18 protein-coding genes and 3 tRNA genes are annotated in these 22,930 nt (G+C 73.7%); 11 read left to right on the top strand and 10 right to left on the bottom strand.

The window, feature by feature from the left end:
- The first annotated feature begins 524 nt into the window (after nucleotides 1-524).
- From ACIRPP_RS23400 to ACIRPP_RS23385, 4 genes are all read left to right on the top strand, one after another.
- Nucleotides 525-1,889, top strand: a complete 1,365-nt coding sequence (locus ACIRPP_RS23400) for a deoxyguanosinetriphosphate triphosphohydrolase (RefSeq protein WP_403646093.1) — start codon at nucleotides 525-527, stop codon at nucleotides 1,887-1,889.
- 126 nt (nucleotides 1,890-2,015) lie between these two features.
- Nucleotides 2,016-3,281, top strand: coding sequence for an NAD(P)/FAD-dependent oxidoreductase (locus ACIRPP_RS23395; protein WP_403646090.1), 1,266 nt, complete (start codon nucleotides 2,016-2,018; stop codon nucleotides 3,279-3,281).
- Between the two features lie 89 nt (nucleotides 3,282-3,370).
- Nucleotides 3,371-5,302, top strand: coding sequence for a DNA primase (gene dnaG / locus ACIRPP_RS23390; protein WP_403646087.1), 1,932 nt, complete (start codon nucleotides 3,371-3,373; stop codon nucleotides 5,300-5,302).
- Between the two features lie 115 nt (nucleotides 5,303-5,417).
- A complete protein-coding gene (locus ACIRPP_RS23385; RefSeq protein ID WP_403646084.1) occupies nucleotides 5,418-6,761 on the top strand; it encodes an RNA polymerase sigma factor in 1,344 nt (447 codons plus the stop codon).
- Nucleotides 6,762-6,803: 42 nt separating this feature from the next.
- Here ACIRPP_RS23385 and ACIRPP_RS23380 read toward each other — a convergent pair whose 3' ends face one another.
- The 4 genes from ACIRPP_RS23380 to ACIRPP_RS23365 form a co-directional block, all read right to left on the bottom strand.
- The gene (locus ACIRPP_RS23380; RefSeq protein WP_403646081.1) at nucleotides 6,804-8,732 is read right to left on the bottom strand and encodes an ABC transporter ATP-binding protein; all 1,929 of its coding nucleotides are present in this window, start codon (nucleotides 8,730-8,732) and stop codon (nucleotides 6,804-6,806) included.
- On the bottom strand, nucleotides 8,732-10,465 hold the full coding sequence (locus tag ACIRPP_RS23375; protein WP_403646078.1) for an ABC transporter ATP-binding protein: 1,734 nt from the start codon (nucleotides 10,463-10,465) through the stop codon (nucleotides 8,732-8,734). The genes ACIRPP_RS23380 and ACIRPP_RS23375 overlap by 1 nt, the downstream gene beginning before the upstream one ends.
- 90 nt (nucleotides 10,466-10,555) lie before the next feature.
- A complete protein-coding gene (locus ACIRPP_RS23370) occupies nucleotides 10,556-12,013 on the bottom strand; it encodes an FGGY family carbohydrate kinase (protein WP_164351492.1) in 1,458 nt (485 codons plus the stop codon).
- 106 nt (nucleotides 12,014-12,119) lie between these two features.
- Entirely contained in the window at nucleotides 12,120-12,425 is a 306-nt protein-coding gene (locus ACIRPP_RS23365; RefSeq protein ID WP_164338602.1) for a YtxH domain-containing protein, read from the bottom strand.
- 175 nt (nucleotides 12,426-12,600) lie between these two features.
- Between ACIRPP_RS23365 and ACIRPP_RS23360 the strand changes: the two genes are divergently transcribed.
- The 5 genes from ACIRPP_RS23360 (at nucleotide 12,601) to ACIRPP_RS23340 (ending at nucleotide 14,780) form a co-directional block, all read left to right on the top strand.
- Nucleotides 12,601-12,673 (top strand) — tRNA-Asn (locus ACIRPP_RS23360).
- Nucleotides 12,674-12,678: 5 nt separating this feature from the next.
- Nucleotides 12,679-12,751, top strand: a tRNA-Asn gene (locus ACIRPP_RS23355).
- A gap of 179 nt (nucleotides 12,752-12,930) precedes the next feature.
- Nucleotides 12,931-13,007, top strand: a tRNA-Ile gene (locus tag ACIRPP_RS23350).
- 145 nt (nucleotides 13,008-13,152) lie between these two features.
- Nucleotides 13,153-13,410, top strand: coding sequence for a hypothetical protein (locus ACIRPP_RS23345; RefSeq protein ID WP_403646074.1), 258 nt, complete (start codon nucleotides 13,153-13,155; stop codon nucleotides 13,408-13,410).
- Between the two features lie 176 nt (nucleotides 13,411-13,586).
- Complete coding sequence (locus tag ACIRPP_RS23340; RefSeq protein ID WP_403646071.1) at nucleotides 13,587-14,780, top strand: hypothetical protein; 1,194 nt, start codon at nucleotides 13,587-13,589, stop codon at nucleotides 14,778-14,780.
- 102 nt (nucleotides 14,781-14,882) lie between these two features.
- Here ACIRPP_RS23340 and ACIRPP_RS23335 read toward each other — a convergent pair whose 3' ends face one another.
- Nucleotides 14,883-15,020 carry a hypothetical protein gene (locus ACIRPP_RS23335; protein ID WP_403646068.1) on the bottom strand — a complete coding sequence of 46 codons (138 nt, stop codon included), beginning with the start codon at nucleotides 15,018-15,020 and terminating at the stop codon, nucleotides 14,883-14,885.
- A gap of 164 nt (nucleotides 15,021-15,184) precedes the next feature.
- Entirely contained in the window at nucleotides 15,185-15,865 is a 681-nt protein-coding gene (locus ACIRPP_RS23330) for an ANTAR domain-containing response regulator (RefSeq protein WP_403646066.1), read from the bottom strand.
- A 199-nt stretch (nucleotides 15,866-16,064) separates the two neighbouring features.
- On the opposite strand from ACIRPP_RS23330, the gene ACIRPP_RS23325 reads away from it, so the two are divergent.
- Both ACIRPP_RS23325 and ACIRPP_RS23320 read left to right on the top strand, forming a co-directional pair.
- On the top strand, nucleotides 16,065-16,418 hold the full coding sequence (locus ACIRPP_RS23325; protein WP_403646063.1) for an STAS domain-containing protein: 354 nt from the start codon (nucleotides 16,065-16,067) through the stop codon (nucleotides 16,416-16,418).
- On the top strand, nucleotides 16,415-17,374 hold the full coding sequence (locus ACIRPP_RS23320) for an anti-sigma factor RsbA family regulatory protein (protein ID WP_403646060.1): 960 nt from the start codon (nucleotides 16,415-16,417) through the stop codon (nucleotides 17,372-17,374). The genes ACIRPP_RS23325 and ACIRPP_RS23320 overlap by 4 nt, the downstream gene beginning before the upstream one ends.
- A 69-nt stretch (nucleotides 17,375-17,443) precedes the next feature.
- Here ACIRPP_RS23320 and ACIRPP_RS23315 read toward each other — a convergent pair whose 3' ends face one another.
- From ACIRPP_RS23315 to ACIRPP_RS23300, 4 genes are all read right to left on the bottom strand, one after another.
- Complete coding sequence (locus ACIRPP_RS23315; protein ID WP_403646057.1) at nucleotides 17,444-18,481, bottom strand: rod shape-determining protein; 1,038 nt, start codon at nucleotides 18,479-18,481, stop codon at nucleotides 17,444-17,446.
- 365 nt (nucleotides 18,482-18,846) lie between these two features.
- Complete coding sequence (locus tag ACIRPP_RS23310; protein ID WP_403646054.1) at nucleotides 18,847-20,232, bottom strand: carboxyl transferase domain-containing protein; 1,386 nt, start codon at nucleotides 20,230-20,232, stop codon at nucleotides 18,847-18,849.
- On the bottom strand, nucleotides 20,225-21,679 hold the full coding sequence (locus ACIRPP_RS23305; protein WP_403646051.1) for an acyl-CoA synthetase: 1,455 nt from the start codon (nucleotides 21,677-21,679) through the stop codon (nucleotides 20,225-20,227). The genes ACIRPP_RS23310 and ACIRPP_RS23305 overlap by 8 nt, the downstream gene beginning before the upstream one ends.
- Nucleotides 21,680-21,804: 125 nt before the next feature.
- Nucleotides 21,805-22,863: a 2,3-butanediol dehydrogenase gene (locus ACIRPP_RS23300; protein WP_403646049.1), complete on the bottom strand. Its 1,059-nt coding sequence runs from the start codon at nucleotides 22,861-22,863 to the stop codon at nucleotides 21,805-21,807.
- Nucleotides 22,864-22,930 lie beyond the last annotated feature (67 nt).

Raw genomic sequence — 22,930 nt, 5'->3', positions numbered from 1 at the left:
CGGCCGCGCAGGGTCCTCGCCCTGCACGGTCTCCGGCCGCGCAGGGTCCTCGCCCTGCACGGTCTCCGGCCGCGCAGGGTCCTCGCCCTGCACGGTCTCCGGCCGCGCAGGGTCCTCGCCCTGCACGGTCCCCGGCCGCGCAGGGTCCCCGCCCCGCCGGCTCCGTGTCCTGGTGCACAGCCGCCCTTCCGGCCCGTGTCCTGGTGCTGCCCCGGGAGGGCGCGTCCCGGTGTGGGGTTCCCCGGGGCCCGTGTCCGCCCGCCCCCGTCCTGCCTCCCCGTTCCAGCGTCCCGGCCCTGCCGGCGGGTGGCGGCCTGCCCCGGCCCCGGCGCCCCGGCCCCGGCGCCCCGGCCTTGGCGCCCGGCCCCGGCTCCCCGGGGCCGTGGTCCCCGCCGGTGCCCCGCCCCTCTCCGCCGGTGCCCCGCCCCTCTCCGCCGGTGCCCCGTCCCTCTCCGCCGGTGCCGGCCGCCGCCCTTCCCCTCCCGCATCCCCCTTCGTCCGTGCCTGCCGTCTACTGTCGGTACATGGCAGGCTTCCCGTCCGACACCCCCGCCGCGCGCTCCCCGTACGAGAACCACGTCCCGCCCGCCGGATACGACCCGGCGGCCGTCGAGCGCTGGGCCGCCGAGCCCGACAAGCGCCCCGGGCGTACCGCCTTCCAGCGCGACCGGGCGCGCGTGCTGCACTCCGCGGCGCTGCGCCGCCTGGCCGGCAAGACCCAGGTCGTCACCCCGGGGGAGGCCAACCCGGTCTGGGACGCCAGCCCCCGCACCCGCCTCACCCACTCCCTGGAGTGCGCCCAGGTCGGCCGGGAGCTCGGCGCGGCCCTCGGCTGCGACCCCGACCTGGTGGAGGCCGCCTGCCTCTCCCACGACCTCGGCCACCCGCCCTTCGGGCACAACGGCGAACAGGCGCTGAACGAGTTCGCCGAGGACTGCGGCGGCTTCGAGGGCAACGCCCAGTCGCTGCGCCTGCTCACCCGGATCGAACCCAAGCGCTTCGTCACCGACCCCGCCACCGGCGACGTCACCAGCGTCGGCCTGAACCTCACCCGCGCCGCCCTGGACGCCGCCACCAAGTACCCCTGGCCGAGGGGCGCCCACCCCACTGACCCGGCCTCGCCGAAGTTCGGGGTGTACGACGACGACCGCGCGGTCTTCGACTGGCTCCGCAAGGACGCCCCCGGCGCCCGCATCTGCTTCGAGGCGCAGGTCATGGACTGGTCGGACGACGTCGCCTACTCGGTGCACGACGTCGAGGACGGTCTGCACGCCGGCCACATCGACCCCAACTGCCTGCACGCCGACCCGGAGCGGGAGGCCGTCTTCGCCGTCGCGATCGGCCGCTACGTCCCCGCGGACACCGGCCCGGCGGAACTTGCCGAGGCCCTCGACCGGCTCCTCGCGCAGGAGTGGTGGCCGCACGGCTACGACGGGACGGCCGTCGCCCAGGCCCGCCTGAAGGACGCCACCAGCCAGCTCATCGGCCGGTTCTGCCTCGCCGCCGAGGGCGCCACCCGGCAGACCTGGGGCAGCGGCCGGCTCACCCGGTACGGGGCCGAGCTCGTCGTCCCCCGGGGCACCCGCATGGAGTGCGCCGTGCTCAAGGCGGTCGCCGACCGCTACGTCATGCAGCGCGCGGAGCAGGAGCAGCTCCGCGCCGACCAGCGGGTCGTCGTCCTCGAACTGGCCGAGGCGCTCACCGCCCGCGCCCCCGAGGGCCTGGACCCCCAGTTCCGCACCCTGTTCGACCGGGCCCCCGACGACCGTGCCCGCAAACGCGTGGTCGTCGACCAGCTGGCGTCCCTCACCGACGCCTCGGCCCGTTCGCTTCACGCCCGGCTGACCGGGGCAGGAAGGAGACAGGACCGGCACCACCGGGACCGGTGAGACACGAGGGGGCGCGAGCCCGTCCGATCGTGACCCTGCGTGGCCTGATCGGGTCACTCCCCCTTCCCGCAGCACTGTGCGTGCGGGAGGCTCGCATGTGGCGGCACCCTCAAGAGGAGGCATCACGTGGTCGACGCGGATCAGACATTCGTCATCGTGGGAGGCGGACTCGCCGGCGCGAAGGCGGCCGAGACGCTGCGAGCGGAGGGTTTCACCGGGCGGGTGATACTGATCGGCGACGAACGCGACCACCCCTACGAGCGCCCGCCCCTGTCCAAGGGCTACCTCCTCGGCAAGGACGAGCGGGACAGCGCCCTGGTGCACGAGCCCGCCTGGTACGCCCGCCACGACATCGAACTCCACCTCGGCCAGACCGTCGACGCCCTGGACCGCGCCGCGAAGACCGTCCGCTTCGGCGAGGACGGCACCACCGTCCGCTACGACAAGCTGCTGCTGGCCACCGGCGCGGAACCCCGCCGCCTCGACATCCCGGGCACCGGCCTGGCCGGCGTCCACCACCTGCGCCGCCTCGCCCACGCCGACCGCCTCAAGGGCATCCTGGCCTCCCTGGGCCGGGACAACGGCCACCTGGTGATCGCCGGGGCCGGGTGGATCGGCCTGGAGGTCGCCGCGGCCGCCCGCGGCTACGGCGCGGAGGTCACCGTCGTGCACCGGGGCACCACCCCGCTGCACTCGGTCCTCGGCCCCGAGCTGGGCCAGCTCTTCGCCGACCTGCACCAGGCGCACGGCGTCCGCTTCCACTTCGGCGCCACTCTCACCGAGATCACCGGCCAGGACGGCATGGTGCTGGCCGTCCGCACCGACGACGGCGAGGAGCACCCCGCGCACGCGGTCCTCGCGGCGATCGGCGCGGCCCCGCGCACCGGCGTCGCCGAGGCGGCCGGCCTGGCCCTCGCCGACCCCGCCGACGGCGGCGGCATCCTGGTCGACGAGCAGCTGCGCACCTCCGACCCCGACATCCACGCGGCCGGCGACGTGGCGTCCTTCCCGCACGCCCTGTTCGGGACCCGGCTGCGCGTCGAGCACTGGGCCAACGCCCTGAACGGCGGCCCGGCCGCCGCCCGCGCCATGCTCGGCCGGGACGAGCCGTACGACCGCGTGCCGTACTTCTTCACCGACCAGTACGACCTGGGCATGGAGTACAGCGGCTGGGCCCCGGCCGGCTCCTACGACCAGGTGGTCGTCCGGGGCGACACCGGCAAGCGCGAGTTCATCGCGTTCTGGGTGAAGGACGGCCGGGTGCTGGCGGGCATGAACGTCAACATCTGGGACGTCACCGACACCGTCCAGCGCCTCATCCGCTCCCGGGCGGTCGTGGACACGGACGCCCTGGCCGACCCGCACGTCCCGCTGGACAGCCTCGCCCCCTGAGGGGCGGGCCGCGGCGCGGTTCCCGGGGCCCCGGCGGCGGGGGCCGCCGCCGCCCCGGGAGTGTCCGCGGGGCACCGTAGACTCACGGTGTGGCTGGACGGATCAACGACGAGGACGTGAAGGCGGTACGGGACGCGGTCCCGATCGACGCCGTCGTCTCCGAGTACCTCCAGCTGCGCAACGCCGGCGGCGGCAACCTCAAGGGACTGTGCCCCTTCCACGACGAGAAGTCGCCGTCCTTCCAGGTCAGCCCCGCCAAGGGCCTCTTCCACTGCTTCGGCTGCCAGGAGGGCGGCGACACCATCACGTTCGTGATGAAGGTCGACCACCTCTCCTTCTCCGAGGCCGTCGAGCGACTCGCCGCCCAGGCCGGCATCACGCTGCGCTACGAGGAGGGCGGGTACAACCCCGCCCACCAGCGCGGCGAGCGCATCCGCCTGGTCGAGGCCCACAAGATCGCCGCCGAGTGGTACGCGGAGCAGCTCGCCACCTCCCCGGAGGCCGAGACCGGCCGGGTCTTCCTCGCCGAGCGCGGCTTCGACCAGGCCGCCGCCGTCCACTTCGGCGTCGGCTACAGCCCCCAGGGCTGGGACCACCTCACCCGCTTCCTGCGCGGCAAGGGCTTCAGCGACAAGGAGCTCATCCTCTCCGGCCTCGTCCAGGAGGGCCGCCGCGGCCCCATCGACCGCTTCCGCGGCCGGCTGATGTGGCCCATCCGCGACATCGGCGGCGACGTCGTCGGCTTCGGCGCCCGCAAGCTCCACGACGCGGACAACGGCCCGAAGTACCTCAACACCCCCGAGACGGCGATCTACAAGAAGTCCCAGGTCCTGTACGGCATCGACCTGGCGAAGAAGGACATCGCGAAGTCCTCCCGCGCGGTCGTCGTCGAGGGCTACACCGACGTCATGGCCTGCCACCTGGCCGGCGTCACCACCGCCATCGCCACCTGCGGCACCGCCTTCGGCGGCGACCACATCAAGATCCTGCGCCGCCTGCTCATGGACAACGGCAGCGCCCGCGTGATCTTCACCTTCGACGGCGACGCGGCCGGGCAGAAGGCCGCCCTGCGCGCCTTCGAGGACGACCAGAAGTTCGCCGCCGAGACGTACATCGCCATCGCCCCCGACGGCATGGACCCCTGCGACCTGCGCCTGGCCAAGGGCGACGACGCGGTCGCCGACCTCGCCGAACCCCGCACCCCGCTCTTCGAGTTCGCCCTGCGGCAGATCGTCGGCCGCTACGACCTGGACACCCCGGCCGGGCGCGCCGCCGCCCTCGACGAGGCGGCGCCGGTCGTCGCCCGCATCAAGAACAGCGGCGCCCAGCACGAGGTCGCCGTCCAGCTCGCCGGCATGCTCGGCATCCTCGACACCCAGTTCGTCGTCAAGCGCGTCGCCCAGCTGGCCCGCTGGGCCCGCGACCGCGGCGGCAGGGGGCCCGCCCCCGAGCGGCCCGGCCGCCCGCAGCACGGCGGACCCCCGCAGCCGTACGCGGCCGCCCCGGCCGGACCGCGCGGCCCCGCCCTCAACCTGCGCAACCCGGTCTTCGCCACCGAGCGGGAACTGCTCAAGCTGGCCCTCCAGCGCCCGGAGCTGGTCTCCCCGGCCTTCGACGCGTACGGCGTCGACGAGTTCACGGCCCCGCCCTACGCGGCCGTACGGCAGGCGATCATGGACGCCGGCGGTGCCGAGTACGGCACGCAGGACCCGCAGGAGTACCTGATCCGGGTCCGCGACGCCGCCCCCGACGACACCGTCCGCGCCATGGTCACCGAGCTGGCCGTCGAGGCGATCCTGCTGCACCGCGGGGTCAAGGAGGTCGACGAGACGTACGCGGGCGCCCAGCTGGTCACCGTCCGCCGCCGCGCGGTCGAACGCCGCATCCGCGACATCACCAGCCGCCTCACCCGCCTCGGCACACAGGCCGACCCGGCCGAACTGACCACGGTGCAGAACGAGCTGTGGGTGCTCCAGCAGTACGACCAGTCCCTGCGGGAGCACGGCGCGGCAGCACTGTAGGGCCCGCCGTCCCGGCCGCGGTCCGGCGGCCGGCCGCGCCCTCCCGCCCGGGTGCGGGTGACCGGCCCGTCACCGTCCGGTCGCAAAAAGTCATCGCACGCCCCTCGTGGGGACGATGTGTCGTACCCCACACTGGGGGGCGGTACCTGAGTCCTCGGAGCGCGGCCGACCCGTCCCCGACGGTGACCGGACCCCCGCGGTCGCGCTCATCGCGTACGGGACGGACAGCGGCGAGGCCGCCGACTCCGCCCCCGACGTACCGCTGCCGCCCTCCATGGCAGCGATCATCCTGGAGGTCGCCCCCGTGCAGACCCGGACCCTCACCCAGACCGGCCCGGCCACGGCCGGCGCCCAGCCGGACGCGGACGTCCTGGTGGCGACGCCCGCCCCGGGCCGTGCCGGGCACCGGCCCGCGACACCACCGGACGCCTCCCCGGCCGCACCGCCCCCGCCGGCCGGACCGCCGGAGCCCTCCGGGCCCGTCGAGGAGGCCGGGCCCGTCGGGGAGGCCGAGCCCGCGCCACCGCCCCTGCGCCCCGAGACGGGCGGCCCCTCCTCGGACCTGTTCCGCCAGTACCTGCGGGAGATCGGCCGCATCCCCCTGCTCACCGCGGCCGAGGAGGTCGAACTCGCCCGGCGCGTCGAGGCCGGACTGTTCGCCGAGGAGAAGCTGCGGCTCACCCCGGACCTCGACAGCCGGCTCGCCCTCGACCTGGACCGGCTCGTGGTCATGGGCCGCATGGCCAAACGCCGCCTGATCGAGGCGAACCTGCGGCTGGTCGTCTCCGTGGCCAAGCGGTACGTGGGCCGCGGACTGACCATGCTCGACCTGGTCCAGGAGGGCAACCTCGGTCTGATCCGGGCCGTCGAGAAGTTCGACTACGCCCGCGGCTACAAGTTCTCCACCTACGCCACCTGGTGGATCCGCCAGGCCATGTCCCGCGCCCTGGCCGACCAGGCCCGCACCATCCGGGTGCCGGTGCACGTCGTGGAACTCATCAACCGCGTGGTCCGCGTCCAGCGCCGCATGCTCCAGGAACGGGGCTACGAGCCGACGGCCGACGAGGTCGCCGCGCAGCTCGACCTCGCCCCCGAGCGGGTCGGCGAGGTGCTGCGGCTCGCCCAGGAACCGGTGTCCCTGCACGCGCCCGTGGGCGAGGAGGACGACGTCGCGCTCGGCGACCTCATCGAGGACGGCGACGCCGCCAGCCCCGTCGAGTCCGCCGCGTTCCTGCTGCTCCGGGAGCACCTGGAGGCGGTGCTGTCGACGCTGGGGGAGCGCGAGCGCAAGGTCGTGCAGCTCCGCTACGGCCTGGTCGACGGGCGCCCGCGCACGCTGGAGGAGATCGGCCGGATCTTCGGCGTGACGCGCGAACGCATACGCCAGATCGAGTCCAAGACCCTCAACAAACTGCGCGACCACGCCTTCGCGGACCAGCTGCGCGGCTACCTCGACTGAACGGGGCCGGGCCGGAGGGGGAGCACCCCCCTCCGACACCCCCTAATCCACCTCCGCCACGGCCTGCGCGAACTGGGCCCGGTACAGGCGGGCGTACGCGCCCTCGGCCGCCAGCAGGGCCTCGTGCGTGCCCTGTTCGACGATCGCACCGTCCTCCATGACGAGGATCGTGTCCGCGTCCCGGATCGTCGACAGCCGGTGCGCGATGACGAACGACGTGCGGCCGTGGGCCAGTTCGGCCATCGCCTTCTGGATCAGCACCTCGGTCCGGGTGTCCACCGAACTCGTCGCCTCGTCCAGCACCAGGATCACCGGGTCGGACAGGAACGCCCGCGCGATGGTGATCAGCTGCTTCTCGCCGGCGCTGACCCCGCTGCCCTCGTCGTCGATCACCGTGTCGTAGCCGTCGGGCAGCGTGCGGATGAACCGGTCGGCGTGGGCGGCCCGGGCCGCCTCCTCGATCTCCTCGCGGCTCACCTCCCGGGCGGCGCCGTAGGCGATGTTCTCCGCGATGGTGCCGCCGAACAGCCAGGTGTCCTGGAGTACCATGCCGATCTGCGAGCGCAGCCCGTCCCGAGACATCCGCGCGATGTCCACGCCGTCCAGGGTGATCCGCCCGCCGGAGACCTCGTAGAACCGCAGCAGCAGGTTCACCAGCGTGGTCTTGCCCGCGCCGGTCGGGCCGACGATCGCCACGGTGTGCCCCGGCTCCACCGTCAGCGACAGGTCCTCGATCAGCGGCTTGTCCGGGCTGTAGCGGAACGACACGTGCTCCAGCGCCACCCGCCCGTGCGGCTCGGCCGGCCGCTCGGCCGGTTCGGTGTCGGGCCGCTGCTCCTCGGCGTCGAGCAGTTCGAAGACCCGCTCCGCCGAGGCGACCCCGGACTGCACCAGGTTGGCCATGGACGCGACCTGCGTCAGCGGCATCGAGAACTGCCGCGAGTACTGGATGAACGCCTGCACGTCCCCGATGGACAGGGAACCGGACGCCACCCGCAGACCGCCGACGACCGCCACCAGCACGTAGTTGAGGTTCGACACGAAGAACATCAGCGGCTGCATCATGCCGCTGTTGAACTGCGCCCGGAACCCGGCCTCGTACAGCGCCTCGTTCTCCTCGGCGAACTGCCGGGCCGACTCCTCCTGCCGCCCGAACACCTTCACCAGCGTGTGCCCGGTGTACATCTCCTCGATGTGCGCGTTGAGCGTGCCGGTGCTGCGCCACTGCTGCACGAAGTGCGGCTGGGACCGCTTGCCGACGCGGGTGGCGACCACGAACGACAGCGGCACCGTCACCAGAGCGACCAGCGCGAGGATCCAGGAGACGTAGAACATCATCGCCAGCACGCCGATGATGGTCAGCAGCGAGTTGATCAGTTGCCCCATCGACTGCTGGAGCGTCTGCCCGATGTTGTCGATGTCGTTGGTGGCGCGGCTCAGCACCTCGCCCCGCTGCCGCCGGTCGAAGTAGGACAGCGGCAGCCGCGACAGCTTGCCCTGCACGTCTTCGCGCATCCGGAACATCGTGCGGTTCACCGCCCGGTTCACCAGCCGCGTCGCCACCGCCATCAGCAGCCCGGCCACCAGGAACACCGCCAGCGCGAACAGCAGCACCCGGCCGACGGCGGCGAAGTCGATGCCCACGCCCGGGGTGAAGCCGGTGCCGCCGAGCATGTCCGCGACATCGCCGTCACCCCGCTCCCGCATGGCGTCGAGCACCTGTTCCCTGGTCTGCCCGGCCGGCATGTCCCGGCCGACGATGCCGTCGAAGACCAGGTCCGTCGCCCGGCCGAGGATCTTCGGCCCGATCACACTGAGCCCCACGCTCAGCACCACGCAGGTCAGCAGCACACCCAGGGTGAGGCGTTCCGGCGCGAAGCGCGCGACGAGCCGTTTTCCCGACCCCTTGAAGTCCATCGACCGCTGGTCCGGGCCGCCCCCGGCCATCATCCGTCCCCCCGGCCCCGCCATCAGGCCGCCTCCGCTTCCGTCAGCTGGGAGAGCACGATCTCCCGGTAGGTCTCGTTGTCCGCCATCAGTTCGTGGTGCCGGCCGGTGCCGACGACCCGGCCCTCGTCGAGCACCACGATCCGGTCGGCGTCCCGGATGGTCGCCACCCGCTGGGCGACGATCACCACGGTCGCCTCCGAGGTCTCCCGGGCGAGCGCCTCCCGCAGGGCCGCGTCGGTGGCGTAGTCGAGCGCGGAGAAGGAGTCGTCGAAGAGGTAGATCTCCGGCCGCTGCACGAGCGTGCGGGCGATCGCGAGCCGCTGCCGCTGACCGCCGGAGACGTTCGTGCCGCCCTGGGAGACGGGCGCGTCCAGCCCGCCCTCCAGCCGCTCCACGAACTCCCTGGCCTGCGCCACCTCCAGCGCGTGCCACAGTTCCCCGTCGGTGGCGTCGGGGTTGCCGTAGCGCAGGTTGGTGGCCACCGTCCCCGCGAACAGGTACGGCTTCTGCGGCACCAGGCCGACCGTCCGGGCCAGCAGCTTCGGGTCGAGGGCGGTCACCGGCACCCCGTCGACCAGGACCTCCCCCGAGGTCGCGTCGAACAGCCGGGGGACCAGCCCCAGCAGGGTGGACTTGCCGCTGCCGGTGGACCCGATGACGGCGGTGACCTCGCCGGGCCGGGCGACCAGGTCGACCGCCCGGAGCACCGGTTCCTCGGCCCCCGGATAGCGGAACCCGGCCCCCCGGATCTCCAGGTGCCCGTGCCGGCGCAGCTCGGTCACCGGCGCGGACGGGGGTACCACGCTCGACGAGGTGTCCAGCACCTCGTGGATGCGCTCGGCGCACACCTCCGCGCGCGGTACCGACATGAACATGAAGGTGGCCATCATCACGGACATGACGATCTGCATCAGATAGGCCAGGAACGCGGTCAGATCACCGATCTGCATCCCGCCGCTGTCGATGCGGTGCGCGCCGAACCAGACCACCGCGATCGACGACAGGTTCACCACCGTCATCACCACGGGGAACATCAGCGCCAGCAGGTTGCCGGTGGCCAGCGACATGTCGGTCAGGTCGGTGTTCGCCGCGCGGAACCGCCGCCGCTCGTAGTCGTCCCGCACGAACGCCCTGATCACCCGGTTGCCGGTGATCTGCTCGCGCAGGACCCGGTTCACCGTGTCCAGCCGTACCTGCATGGCGCGGAACAGCGGGCGCAGCCGCCGCACGATCAGCGTCACGCAGATCCCCAGCACCGGCACGACCGCGACGAGGACACCGGACAGCGGCACGTCCAGCCCGAGCGCCATCACGATGCCGCCCACACACATGATCGGCGCCGACACCATCAGGGTGAACGACATCAGCACCAGCATCTGCACCTGGAGGACGTCGTTCGTCGTCCGCGTGATCAGCGAGGGGGCACCGAAGTGCCCGACCTCACGGGCGGAGAACGACTGCACGCGGTCGAACACGGCCGCCCGCACGTCCCGTCCGACCGCCGACGCGGTCCTGGCGCCGTAGTACACGGCCCCGATGTTGCACACCACCTGCGCCAGCGAGACGACGAGCATGAGCGCGCCGTGCCGCAGGATGAAACCGGTGTCGCCCCGGACGACGCCGTCGTCGATGATGTCCGCGTTCAGGGTGGGCAGGTAGAGCGTGGCGCAGGTCTGCAGGAACTGCAGCAGCACCAGCAGGATGATGGGTCTGCGGTAGGGCCCGAGGAAGGTCCGCAGAAGTCGTATGAGCACGCTGCTTCTCTCGAAAGGGGTCGGCGGGGGAACAGACGGTTGCCCCTGGCCCCTATCGTCGGACAGCCCACCCGTGTTACCTCAACCGATTTACCGCTGCCCGCCGAAGGCCCCCGGGTGGGTCTGCTCGCGCACCGACACGAACTGCTGGCGGACCGCCTGACCCACCGCCAGCTCCTCGCCCGGGTCCAGCACCTGCGCCGCCGCGCCCTGCCAGACGGGCGGGGTCCGCGGATCCAGGGTGCCCTGCGAGGCACCGAGCGCCCAGGCCGCCTGCCGGGCCGCGCCGATCGCCGCGTAGTCCGCGGGCTGCGGCACCATCACCTGCGCCCCGAACAGCGCGGGCGCCGCCGCCTGCACGGCCGGCAGTTCCGCGACCGACCCCAGCAGGAACACCCGGCGCACCTCCACGCCCCGGCCGCGCAGCACGTCCAGGGCGTCCGCGAGCCCGCACAGCATGCCCTCGAACGCGGCCCGCGCCAGGTGCTCCGGCTTCATCGACTCCCGCCGCAGCCCGGCCAGGGTCCCCGCGGTGTGCGGCAGGTTCGGCGTCCGCTCCCCCTCCAGGTAGGGCAGCAGCACCAGCCCGTGCGCGCCCGGGGTCGACTTCATCGCCAGGTCGGACAGGCTCTCCAGGTCCGGCAGCCCCAGCAGTTCCGCGGTGCCGCGCAGGGTGCGCACCGCGTTCAGCGTGGTGACCACCGGCAGGTGCATGCCGGTCGCGTCGGCGAGCGCGGTGATCATGCCGGTGTGGTCGTAGAGCGCCTCGGGGTGCACGGCCATCACGGAGCCGGAGGCCCCCAGCGACACCACCGCGTCCCCCAGGCCGATCCCGAGCCCGAAGGCCGCCGCCATCGTCTCGCCGGTCCCGGCGGAGATCAGCAGACCCTCCGGGGTGGTGCCCGCCGCGTCGGCCGGGCCGATCACCTCCGGCAGCATGGCCTGGTGGCCGAGCGCGAGCTCCACCAGGTCCGCCCGGTAGGCCCCGGTGGCCGCCGCCCAGTAACCGGTGCCGGAGGCGCCGCCGCGGTCGGTGGTGCGGCGCACCGGCCGGCCCAGCAGCTGCCACACCAGCCAGTCGTGCGCCTGGAGCGCGACCGCGGTGCGCAGCGCGTTGTCGGGTTCGGTACGGGCCAGCCAGCGCAGCTTGGTCACCGGCTGCGCGGCCTGCGGTACGCATCCCACGGCCTGCGCCCACGCCTCGCGCCCACCGAGCGCGTCGACCAGGTCGGCCGCCGCGACCTGCGCACGCTTGTCCCCGCCGACCATCGCGGGCCGCACGGTGTTGCCCTGCGCGTCCAGGGGCACGAGCGCGTTCTGCTGCGCGGAGACCCCGATGGCCTGGACGCCCTCCAGCAGGCCGCCGCCCGCGGCCTCGCCCAGCGACAGCAGCCAGGCCTGCGGGTCGACGTCGGAGGGGCGGTGACCGTCGGGGCTCTCCACCGGATGCGGCGCGTAGCCCTGCCTGAGCACGACTCCGGTGTCCGCGTCACAGACCACGATGCGAGTGAAATCGGGCGCACTGTCCAACCCGGCGACTATCCCCATGGCCAAAATTCTGCCGTATCACGGCACTCGGGGCGGCCGAGGGCGCCGTCCGGGTGCCGGGGGCGGTGCCGGGCACGCGTCCCCCCGCGTCCCGGGGGCCGGCCGCTCAGGTGTTGCTGGTGCCCCAGTCGTCCTCGGCGGGGCCGTGCGCGGTGCGCTCGCGCAGGGTGCGCACCCGCTGCGCCACCGAGTCGGGCACGCGGTCGCCGACCTTGTCGCTGACCACGTGGTAGGCCTTGCCCGCGAACTCGCGGCTCTGCTGGGCGGCCGTCTCCGCGGTGTTGCGGACGGCGGGGTTCTGCGCGAACTGCTGGGCGGACTTCTTCAGCTGCTCGTAGCGTTCCCGTCCGGCGCGCGTGCCCAGCACGTACCCCAGGACGACTCCGGCGACGAACGTGAGCCGGTACCGCATGACGGCCACCCTTCCCTTGCGTAGGTCTGCGTAGACTGCGTCGGACTCGTGCGGCACGGGCGCCGGGGAGTACCGATTGGCGGAGCACCCCCCTGCTTGCGCTAATGTATGTGTCGCAGCGAGCGCGCGCCCCCTGGCGGATACCCAGGGAGGTACGTTCGATGCAACGAGGCATTCCTCCGTAGCTCAATTGGCAGAGCAGCCGGCTGTTAACCGGCAGGTTACTGGTTCGAGTCCAGTCGGGGGAGCTCGGTCCTCCGTAGCTCAATTGGCAGAGCAGCCGGCTGTTAACCGGCAGGTTACTGGTTCGAGTCCAGTCGGGGGAGCATGCTGAACGAGGACCCCCTCAGGGGTCCTTTTTCATGCCCTGAGGAACCGTTCGCGACCGGGCGGCAGTCCTCATGGTCGGCAGCGCCGTACGCAGCCGACCAGCCGAGGCAGGAGATCGTATGAGCGGCTATGCTGCGGCAGACGGCGCGTACACATGTACGCGACACGCCGCTATGGGGCGGTAGCTCAGCCGGTTAGAGCAACGGACTCATAATCCGTCGGCCGTGGGTTCGAGTCCCACCCGCCCCACCACGCCCATCCCGGAGAAGTCCCCCCGGGGTCGCGTGTGTCACTCCCTCCCCGGCCCGGACGGCCTCTCGGTGAATGCCATGATGGGAGGGCGGGGACCGGGTTCCCGCCTCGGACGATGCCGATCCACGGAAGCAGGGGACGCGACATGGCCACCGGAACCACCGAAAGCCCGGCCACGCTCTACGGGCCGGTCTCCCTCTTCTTCGGTGTGGTGGGACTCGTCCTCGCGTTCTTCCTGGGCTTCTTCGGCATCCTGGCCGGCGCGCTCGCCGTCACCTTCGGGGTCCTCGGCCTGGTCAGCAAGGCCGGGAAGCGGACCCAGTGCGCCCTCGGTCTGGCGACCGGTGCCGTCGCGGTGCTGTTCCCGCTCGGCTTCCTCTTCCTCTACTCCGGCGGCCTGTGACGGCTGCCCGAGCCACCGGCTCCGGCGGGCATTGCCCTTAAGTGCCTTGCCCTTAAGTGCCTTGCCCCTTTGGACACTTGTACCCCTTCCCTCCCCTTCCTAGGGTCCTGGCAGGTGCCTGACATGCAGGGCGCCCGGTGTCACGGCGGGTCCGTGACGCCGACGGGGATGAAGGGATGTCTGTGCAACTCTCGCGTTTCAGCAAGGTGACGGCGCTGTCCGTGACTCCGCTCGTACTCGTCGCGGGCGGATTCCAGGCGACGGCCCTCGCCGCCGACTCGACGGCCTCCCCCGACCGGGCGGGAGCGACGTTCGCCGCCGCGGGGCTGTCGGGCGCGTCCGGTGACGGACTGAAGGACGTGACCGGCTTCGCCGCCGGCAGCGCCGAGGGCAAGGAGCTCAAGGCGCAGGGCATCAGCGTGGTGCGCGCCGACTCCGGCGAGACCGCGGTCGTGGACTCCTCCTCCGCCCACGAGGGCATCACCGCCGCGGCGGGCAAGGACTTCGTGGAACTGTCCTGGAAGGGTTACGCCGACGACGCCGCCTACGTGGTGCTGCGCGACGGCAAGGAGCTGGCCCGGACGGCCGCGGGCCAGGAGTCGTTCCGCGACACCTCCGTCGAGGCGGGCGCCGACTACGCCTACCAGGTCGCCCCCGTGGTGCCCGAGGAGGGCCACCCCGACGCCAAGGTCTGGGGCATGAACGTCTCGGTCCCCGCCACCGGCACCCTCACGGGTCTGCGCGCGGAGGCGGCCCAGCAGGCCGGCGCCGCCGCGGCGGCCAAGACCACCACCCTCAGCTGGGTGGCGTTCATTCCCCAGAAGAAGATCGACGCCCCCAAGGCGGGCTGCGACTACGGCACGGGCTACCAGTTCGGCGGGGACGGCCGCACCAAGTTCGACTGGAAGTCGGGCAAGTACCGGGCCGCGCTGCACGCGACCGTGACCTGGAGCAGCAAGAAGGTCACCGGCAACAAGTCCGTCAAGCCGACCACCGTCTACAAGAAGTCGACCGGCAAGCAGGTCGCCAAGAAGACCGCGACGGACAAGCACATGTCCGCCAAGAAGCTGGGCTCCGGCACCAACAACGTGGACGTCCGGATGGTCATGCACGCGTCCAACCCGTTCTGCAAGGGGCTGGCCGGGGTCAAGGGCGCCATCAGCGGCGCCGCCACCGTCAACCTGACCAAGAGCGGCAACTGGACCATCCGCTCCGGCAAGCACCGCCTGATGCCGAACCACCACATCTACATCTACAACGGTGGCAAGGTCACCAACGTCTACACCCGCAAGTACGCGAACGTGTCCTGCCTGATCGGCTCGGCCCTGTGCCAGGAGGCCGACCTCACGGGACGCTACGGCAAGTTCTGACCGGGCCGCGGCGGCGTCGGCCGCAGCACAGGGAGCCCGCCGGCGCCGCGCCGGCGGGCTCCCCGCGTCCGCGCGGGGACGGGCGGGTCGGCCGGCCCCGGCTCAGCCTCCGCCGGACCCGTCGTCGTCGTCGCGTTCACCCTCCGCCTGCGACGGGGTGGGGTGCGGCGGGGACGGGCGGGTGTCGGGGTCGTCGTCGCGCTCGCCCTCGGCCTGGGACGGGGTGGGGGGCTCGCTCATGCTCATCGGATGCCTCCTGGTCGCGGGTCGGTGGCCGCGTCCGCCCACCGGGAGCGGGGCGCACCCGGTGCGGCAGCGCACACCGAGTACCCCGGACCGGGCCGGCGCACCCGGTGGTCCGCCGTGCGGCCGGATCACCGGATCAGGGGCGGCGGCGGGCCACATCACGGGCGGCGGCGGGCCACCGCCCGGGCCAGCGCGGTCCGCACGGCCGGCGGCGGGGGCTCGCCCTCGGACCCGGCACCGGCGGTGAGCGCCGCGGCGATGGTGTGCAGCTTGGTGTTGGACAGCTGGGACGCCTCGCGCAGGATGTGCCACGCCTCGTCGGACGTGCAGCCGTGGGTGGCCATGAGGATGCCGCGCGCCTGGTCGATGACCGGACGGGAGGCGATCGCCTGGCGCAGTTGTTCGACCTCCGCGCGGAGCACGTGCAGCTGCTCGGCGCGTTCCAGGGCGACCGCCGAGGTGGTCGGGGCGGGGTCGGGGTCCGGGACCGGGGTGCGCAGCGGGTCGGTGGTGTCCAGGCCGGCCAGTTCCAGGATGCGCCGCGGATGGCCGTTCCACCGGGTGGCGGTGACCGGCACGGACCGCCGGTGGGCGTGCGCGCGCAGCACGTCCAGGAAACGCAGCCCGGCCGTGTCCATGAAGTGCACGCCGCTCATGTCCAGGTCGATCCGGACGGTGCCGGCGGGCAGGGCGTCCAGCGTCTCGGCCAGGATCTCGGCGCAGCCCTCGACGAGCTCGCCGCGGGGGGTGAGCAGTGTGCCCTCGGCGTCGGTGCGCCCACCGATGACGAGGGTGTTGAGCCTGCCCGAGAGAGGGGGCGGGGTGGCCGCGGAGGTCATGTCACCGCCTTGTCGGTACTCGTGGTGGTCGTCGGCCCTTCGTCCTTCCGCGGGCGGAACCGGGCGGTAGGCTGCGCACGGTCCCGGCCGCACTGGGGTGCGCCTGCCCACCCTGCGGCCCGCTACACACCGGGCCCGGGAATGGCCGGGAGCCCGCGGGGCAGACGCACTGTGGTCCAGGAGTGTGGGGAGACGGACGTTGGGCACTCACCACCGGACGCCGTACGGGCCCGGCTCCGCGGCGCCCGGCCTGACGGTGTTCCCGCTGGACGGCCGCCGCGGTGTGCGCGCGGCCGGGGAGGTCGGGCTGGCCACCCGGACCGTCTGGGAAGGTGTGCTGGACCGGGCGGTGCGCGAGGGTGACGGCGTGTACTACCTGGAACTGTCCGACGTGACCTTCGTCGACGTGGCCGGCGCCGGTGCCCTCGTGGCCGCCGCCGGCCGGCTCGGCGACGGCCGGCGGTTCGTGGTGCACCGTCCACCGCCGGCGCTGCGACGGGTGCTCCAGACGTTCTGGCCGGACCTTCCGACGATCGAGGTGTCGATGTCATGAGTGCCGCGGCCGGACCCGGCGGGCTGCCCGCAGCCCCCGGCCCCTTCCTGCATCCCGCCCTCTTCTACCGGGACGAGGCCGAGTACCTCGACGGCACCGTGCCCTTCGTGCGCGAGGGCCTGGCCGCCGGTGAGCCGGTCGCGGTCGCCGTCCCCGGGGAGAATCTGGCGCTGATCCGGGACGCGCTCGGCGACGACGCGGCGGCGGTACGCCTGCTCGACATGCGGGAGGCGGGGCGCAACCCCGGCCGGATCATCCCCGGTGTGCTGCGCGCCTTCGCCGACGCCCAGCCGGACGCGCCGCGGGTGCGGATCGTCGGCGAGCCGGTCTGGGCCGGGCGGTCGGCGGCCGAGTACCCGGCCTGCGCCCAGCACGAGGCGCTCATCAACGCCGCCTTCCGGGGCCGTGCGGTGACCATCCTGTGCCCGTACGGCATCCGGACGCTGCCCGAGCGGATGCTGGCCGACGCCCACGCCACGCACCCGTCCGTCATCCCGGCTGGCGCCCGCACCGCCCGGACCAGCGCGGCGTACGCGCCCGACGAGGTCGTCGCCCGCTACAACGAGCCGCTGCCGCCGGTGGCGGACGCGCCCTCCTTCCCGTTCGTCGCCGAGACCCTGACCCGGGCCCGGCACGTGGCCGCCGACGAGGGCAGGCGGCTCGGGCTGACCGGCATGCGGCTGGAGGACCTGGCGCTCGCCACCGCCGAACTGACCACCAACAGCGTGGTGCACGGCGGTGGTTCGGGCGTGCTGCGGGTGTGGCCGGAGGGCGGCCGGGTGGTGTGCGAGGTGCGCGACGGAGGACGGTTCACCGATCCGCTCGCCGGACGCCGGCCCGCGAGCCGGGACCAGCGGGGCGGGCGCGGGCTGCTGATGGTGAATCTGATCGCCGACCTGGTGCGCCTGCACGCGGGGGAGGACGGCACCACGGTGCGGTGCTGGTTCACCCGGTGAGCACCGGGGCGGGCGGGCCCTCGTAGGGGCGGCTCGCGGAGTCCGACCGCCGCCGGGACCGAAAGGGCGTCAGGTCGCCAGCGGGTCCAGGACCAGCGGGGCGATCTTTCCCTCCAGCATGGCGCCGAGGCCCTGCACGGCGCAGACGTCCGGCCGTTCGGCGATGTGCACGGGCATGCCGGTCGCCTCGCGCAGCATGTGGTCGAAGCCGGGCAGCAGGGCGCTGCCGCCGACCATCATGATGCCGCGGTCGGCGAGGTCGGCCACCAGGTCGGGCGGGCAGTTGCGCAGGACCTTGCCGATGCCGTCGAGGACGGCGGTCAGCGGCGTCTGGATGGCGTGCCGCACCGCAGCGGTGTCGATCTTGACCGAGCGGGCCAGTCCGGTGGCGACGTCCCGGCCGTGGATCTCGGTGGAGTCCGGGCCCTCGGGGGTGAGGCCGGTGCCCGACAGCGCGAGCTGCAGCGGCCGCACGGACTGGCTGGGCAGCACCAGTTCGTGCTGGTGGCGCAGGTGCTGCACGATCGCGTGGTCCACCGCCTCGCCGCCCACCGGGACGCGTTCGGCGGTCACGATGGAGCCGAGGGAGAGCACCGCGACCTGGGTGGCGGCCGCCCCGCACACCATGATCATGGTCGCTTCGGGCCGCTCCACCGGCAGACCGCAGCCGACGGCGGCGGCGATGAGGGTGTCGACCAGTTCCACCCGGCGGGCGCCGAGGCCGACGAGGGTCTCGATCGCGGCGCGCTGCGCGAGCGGGTCGGAGTCGTGCGGGGTGCAGGCCGCGGCGCGCAGCCGGGGCTTGCGCCGCAGGGTGCGGCGGATCCTGTCGCCGAGCAGATGGCGCAGCATCCGCTGGGCCATCTCGATGTCCACGACGGTGCCGCCGGACACGGGCCGCACGACGCGGATGTAGTCGGGCGTACGGCCCGTCATCTTCTCCGCGAACTCGCCGACCGCGATGAGCGCGCCGGTCCTGGTGTTCACGGCGGCGGCGGACGGCTGGTCGACGACGAGTCCGGCGCCCTTGACGTAGACCCGGGTGCGGGCCGCACCGAGGTCGACGGCGAAGTGGCAGCGGCGCAACTGCTCCAGACTGGCGGTCACGGCAGATCCTCCCGAGTGCGGACCTCGTGGTCCGCCGGCCGACGGACCCCTGACCTCATCGTGCGCCGCCGCGGGGACGCCCGCCTGTCGGGGAGGGCCGGGCGGGGGGCCGCCGAACGGGGGCGGGACGCGGACGGCGCCGCCTCCCTGGGACGGGGGGACGGCGCCGCGGACCGGTTCCTTCCGGACGTCAGACCAGCAGGCCGACGAAGTGGACGAGGCCGGCGATGACGTGGGTGAGAAGGTCGTTCATGAGCGTGCTGTCTCCTTGCGGTGATGTCTTGAGTGGGACCTGTGCCGACCACGGTCTGCGGCCCGTCGGTCGCACACCGTGCGCGTGTCAACGGTGCGTGCCCCATGCACCCTTATGGGCGACGATCATCAGTTCCGGGGAACAGGTGATCGCTTGTTCGGTCGCTCTCCGCGCCGACGACCCCGCGCACCACGCCCAGCTCCACCAGGTCCTGCGGGCGCACGCGCAGCTGGTCGGCCGTCAGCTCCACCTCGGAACAGGGGCGTTTGAGGATGGCCGCCGCCATCTCCGGTGCGATCACCGAGAAGTAGCTGTCCGGTGTCGCCCAGGTGCGGCCGGGCGCGGCCAGGGCGAGGGCACCGCCGGAGCCGCCCTCGCCGATCACCAGCGTCGTGACCGGCGTGCGCGCGGCGGCCACCGCGTCGAACAGGTCGGCGATGGCCGCCCCCGCGCCCTGCCGCTCGGCCGCCGCGTCGTTCGCCGCACCCGGGGTGTCCACCAGGGTCAGCACCGGAATGCCGAGCCGGTCCGCCAGCCGCACCAGCCGGGCGGCGGTGCGGTACCCGGCCGGGCGGGTCGCCGTCCCGGTCTGCGCGGCGAAGGCGACCGTGCGTTCCCCGTGCGTGCCGAAGCCGCACAGCATCCCCTCCGGATCCGCGCCGCCGCTGCGGTCGCCGCCGATGGGCAGCCGGCCGGTGAGGTAGGCGTCCAGGTAGGCGGCGGCGCGCGGGCGTCGCGGGGACCGGGCGCGGCGCACCGCCTCCCAGCCGGTGGCGGGCAGCTCCGTCGCGCCGAGCGCGGGCGGCGGCGGTGCCGGCTCCGCGGACGGGCGGGTCAGCAGCCGCAGCCACCGCCCCAGGGTGTCCCGCAGCTCCTCCGGCCGGACCACCGCGTCCGCCGACCCCGCCGCGACCTGCGCCTCGGCCGTGTACGCGGCCGGATCGGCGTCCGGCGGCCGGACCCGGGAGCCGGCGAAGCCGACCTGGGCGCCGGGCAGCGCCAGCACCACGTCGGCGCCCGCCCCCAGGGTCGCCCAGCCGCCCCCGGTCGTCGGGTCGCGGAGCACCGCGATCTGCGGCAGCCCCGCCCGGCGGGTCAGCGCCGACGCGCGGGCGACGCGCTGGAGCTGGGTGAGCGCGAGCATGCCCTCCTGCATGCGGCTGCCGCCGGTGGCGACCAGTGACACCACCGGCAGCCGGTGCTCCCGGGCGTGGGCGTACGCCGCCACCAGCAGGTCGCCGGTGCGCTCGCCGAGGGAACCGCCGAGGAAGCCGAACTCGAACACGATCAGCACGGCCGGGGTGCCCGCCACCCGGGCGGTGCCGCAGACCACGGACTCCTGCTCGCCGGTGCGCTCGGCGGCGCGGGCCCGGGCGGCGCCGTAGCCAGGCCAGCCGAGCGGACCGTCGGGCGCGGACCCGCCCGCGGGGGCGGGGAGTTCGGTGAAGTCGTCGGTGAGCAGGGCGATCGCGGCGCGGGCCGGGAGGCGGTCAGGCATGGCCCAGCGCCCGCTTCATGATCTTCCCCATGTCGTTGCGGGGCAGCGCGTCGAGGTGATGGAGGACCCGCGGGCGCTTGTGCGGGGCCAGGCGGCGGGCCACGTGATCGGCCAGCTCCGGCAGCCTGGGCGGGGACTTCGGGTCGGCCGGCACCACCCACGCCACGATCCGCTCGCCCAGGTCCGCGTCCGGTTCCCCGGTCACCGCCGCCTCCCGCACCCCCGGGTGCTCCAGCAGCGCGTTCTCGATCTCACCGGCGCCGATCTTGTAGCCGCCGCTCTTGATCAGGTCGGTGGCCTTGCGGCCGACGATCCGCACCGACCCGTCGTCCTCGCGCACCGCCATGTCGCCGGTGCGGAACCAGCCGTCGGCGGTGAAGGCGGCGGCCGTCGCGTCCGGCCGGTTGAGGTACTCCGTGAACAGGTTCGGCCCGCGCACCTGGATCTCGCCGACCGTCTCCCCGTCGTGGGCCGTCACCGGTGAGCCGTCCTCCTCCACCAGCCGCAGCTCCACCCCCGGCAGCGGCACGCCCACGGTGCCGGGGCGGGAGGCGTGGTCGGCGCGGACACTGGTGTTCATCAGCGTCTCCGTCATGCCGTACCGCTCGATCACCCGGCGCCCGGTGGCCGCGGTGATCCGCTCGTGGTCGTGCAGCGGCAGCGCGGCGGAGCCCGACACCAGCAGCCGGGCCCCGGCGAGCGCCCGCGCCAGCTCCGGGTCGCCGGGCAGCGACTCCGCGATGCGGTGGTACATCGTCGGCACCCCGAACAGCATGGTCGCCCCGCGGGCCAGCTCACGGGCCACGCCCTCGGGGGTGAACCGGCCGAGGTGGCGCAGGGAGCCGCCGCGCCGCAGCGGGCCCAGCACCCCCAGCACCAGACCGTGCACATGGAACAGGGGCAGGCCGTGCACCAGCACGTCGTCCCCGGTCCACTGCCAGGCGTCGGCCAGCGCGTCCAGGGTCGCGGCGAGCGCGCGGCGCGGGATCACGGCGCCCTTGGGCGGGCCGGTGGTGCCGGAGGTGTAGACGACCAGGGCCGGGTCCTCGCCGCCGGCGGGGTCCTCGGCGGGGCCGCCGTCCGGGGCGCGGTCCGCGGGGTCGGCGGTACGCCGGGGCAGCTCCCGCAGCGGGCCCGGCAGTTCGGTGTCCGCCGGGGCGAACACCAGGTCGGGGGCGCTGTCGGACAGGAAGTGGCCGAGTTCCCGCTCACCCGACCGGGGGTTCAGCGGCACCACGGCGGCCCCGGCCCGCAGCGCCCCGACGACCGCGACCGCGGTCGCCGGCTCGGGCGTGGCCCACACGGCGACCCGCCGCGCCGTCCGCAGCCCGGCGGCGACGGCGGCACTCGCCGCGGCGAGCTCCCCGTACGTCAGCGAGTGGGCCCCGAACCGCAGGGCGGGCCGGCCGGCCGGGCCGTCGGTCAGGGCGGGGAAAAGACTGGACACGCGTCGGACTCCTCGGGTCGGTGACCGGTGACGGGCGGTACCGGTGATTCTGGCGGTGCCGCAGGGGTCCCTGCCCAAGGGGGGTGCCCCGCACCCGGGCGCACGGCCGGATCCGGGCCGGGTGGCTACATGTGGACGAGGATCTTGACCTCCTCGTCCTTGTGGTCCACGAGCCGGCGCAGGCCCTCCGCCTCCAGGTCCTCGACGGCGATGCGGCGGGTGATGAAGGGACTGAGGTCGATCCTGCCCTCCTGCACCATGCGGATCACCGACGGGTGGTCGTTCGCGTACCCCATGCTGCCCTGCACCAGGGTCTCCTTGAACAGCAGCGACATCGCGTCCAGGGTGGGGTTCGACCCGTACAGGGCGACGACCTGGAGCATCCCGCCGATCTTCAGCGCGTGCAGCAGGGTGTCGAGGACGGGCTGGACGCCCGCGCACTCGAAGGCGACGTCGGCGCCCTTGCCGCCGGTGATCTCCAGGGTGCGGGCGGCGACGTCATCCTGGCCGGGGTCGAGGACGTGGTCGGCGACCCCGGAGTCCTTCGCCTTCTGCTTGCGCTGCCCGCTCATCTCGCTGACGATCACCGTCGCGCCGAGGGCCTTCAGCACGGCCGCGGTGAACAGGCCGATCGGTCCGGCGCCGCCGACCAGGGCCACGTCGCCCTCGCGGGCGCCGGACAGGCGGACGGCGTGCGCGGACACGCTCAGCGGCTCGATCAGGGCCGCCTGGTCCAGCGGCAGGTCACCGACGGGGTGCACGAACCGTCGCTCGACGACCATGTGCTCGGACAGGCCGCCCCCGCCGCCGGAGAGGCCGATGAAGCCCAGCTTGGCGCAGATGTTGTAGCGGCCCTCTCGGCAGGCGAAGCACTCACCGCAGACCAGCAGCGGCTCCACCACGACCGAGTCGCCGGGCGCCAGGCCCTCGACGCCGTCACCGATCTCCTCGACGACGCCGGAGAACTCGTGTCCGAACACCAGCGGCGGCTCCTCCCCGGAGAGCGGGTGGGGGTTGCCCTCCGTGGGCATCGGGCTGACCGGTCCGCCGAAGTAGACGTGCAGGTCGGAACCGCAGAGCCCGGTCCACGCGGGGGCGACCTTCACCGTCCCGGGCCGGACCTCGGGCTCCGGGATGTCGTCGAGCCGGATGTCTTCCTTGCCGTAGTAGCGCGCGGCCTTCATGGGATGCCCCTTCCGTGGGCCGGACGGCACACCGGAACGGCACCGGCGCACCGCTGCCGGCCCCGGG

The sequence above is a fragment of the Streptomyces sp. NPDC101219 genome (assembly GCF_044767675.1).
In the GTDB taxonomy this organism is placed as follows: domain Bacteria; phylum Actinomycetota; class Actinomycetes; order Streptomycetales; family Streptomycetaceae; genus Streptomyces.
The sequence above is the reverse complement of the archived record's forward strand: the minus strand, read 5'-3'. Positions and strand labels throughout refer to the sequence as shown.

Excerpts from the sequence above, each read along its gene's own strand:
- ACIRPP_RS23400 (WP_403646093.1), top strand. The coding sequence starts at position 525 with ATGGCAGGCTTCCCGTCCGACACCCCCGCCGCGCGCTCCCCGTACGAG.
- ACIRPP_RS23385 (WP_403646084.1), top strand. The coding sequence starts at position 5,418 with ATGTGTCGTACCCCACACTGGGGGGCGGTACCTGAGTCCTCGGAGCGC.
- ACIRPP_RS23380 (WP_403646081.1), bottom strand. The coding sequence starts at position 8,732 with ATGGCGGGGCCGGGGGGACGGATGATGGCCGGGGGCGGCCCGGACCAG.
- ACIRPP_RS23370 (WP_164351492.1), bottom strand. The coding sequence starts at position 12,013 with ATGGGGATAGTCGCCGGGTTGGACAGTGCGCCCGATTTCACTCGCATC.
- ACIRPP_RS23365 (WP_164338602.1), bottom strand. The coding sequence starts at position 12,425 with ATGCGGTACCGGCTCACGTTCGTCGCCGGAGTCGTCCTGGGGTACGTG.
- ACIRPP_RS23345 (WP_403646074.1), top strand. The coding sequence starts at position 13,153 with ATGGCCACCGGAACCACCGAAAGCCCGGCCACGCTCTACGGGCCGGTC.
- ACIRPP_RS23340 (WP_403646071.1), top strand. The coding sequence starts at position 13,587 with ATGTCTGTGCAACTCTCGCGTTTCAGCAAGGTGACGGCGCTGTCCGTG.
- ACIRPP_RS23335 (WP_403646068.1), bottom strand. The coding sequence starts at position 15,020 with ATGAGCGAGCCCCCCACCCCGTCCCAGGCCGAGGGCGAGCGCGACGAC.
- ACIRPP_RS23330 (WP_403646066.1), bottom strand. The coding sequence starts at position 15,865 with ATGACCTCCGCGGCCACCCCGCCCCCTCTCTCGGGCAGGCTCAACACC.
- ACIRPP_RS23320 (WP_403646060.1), top strand. The coding sequence starts at position 16,415 with ATGAGTGCCGCGGCCGGACCCGGCGGGCTGCCCGCAGCCCCCGGCCCC.
- ACIRPP_RS23310 (WP_403646054.1), bottom strand. The coding sequence starts at position 20,232 with ATGCCTGACCGCCTCCCGGCCCGCGCCGCGATCGCCCTGCTCACCGAC.
- ACIRPP_RS23300 (WP_403646049.1), bottom strand. The coding sequence starts at position 22,863 with ATGAAGGCCGCGCGCTACTACGGCAAGGAAGACATCCGGCTCGACGAC.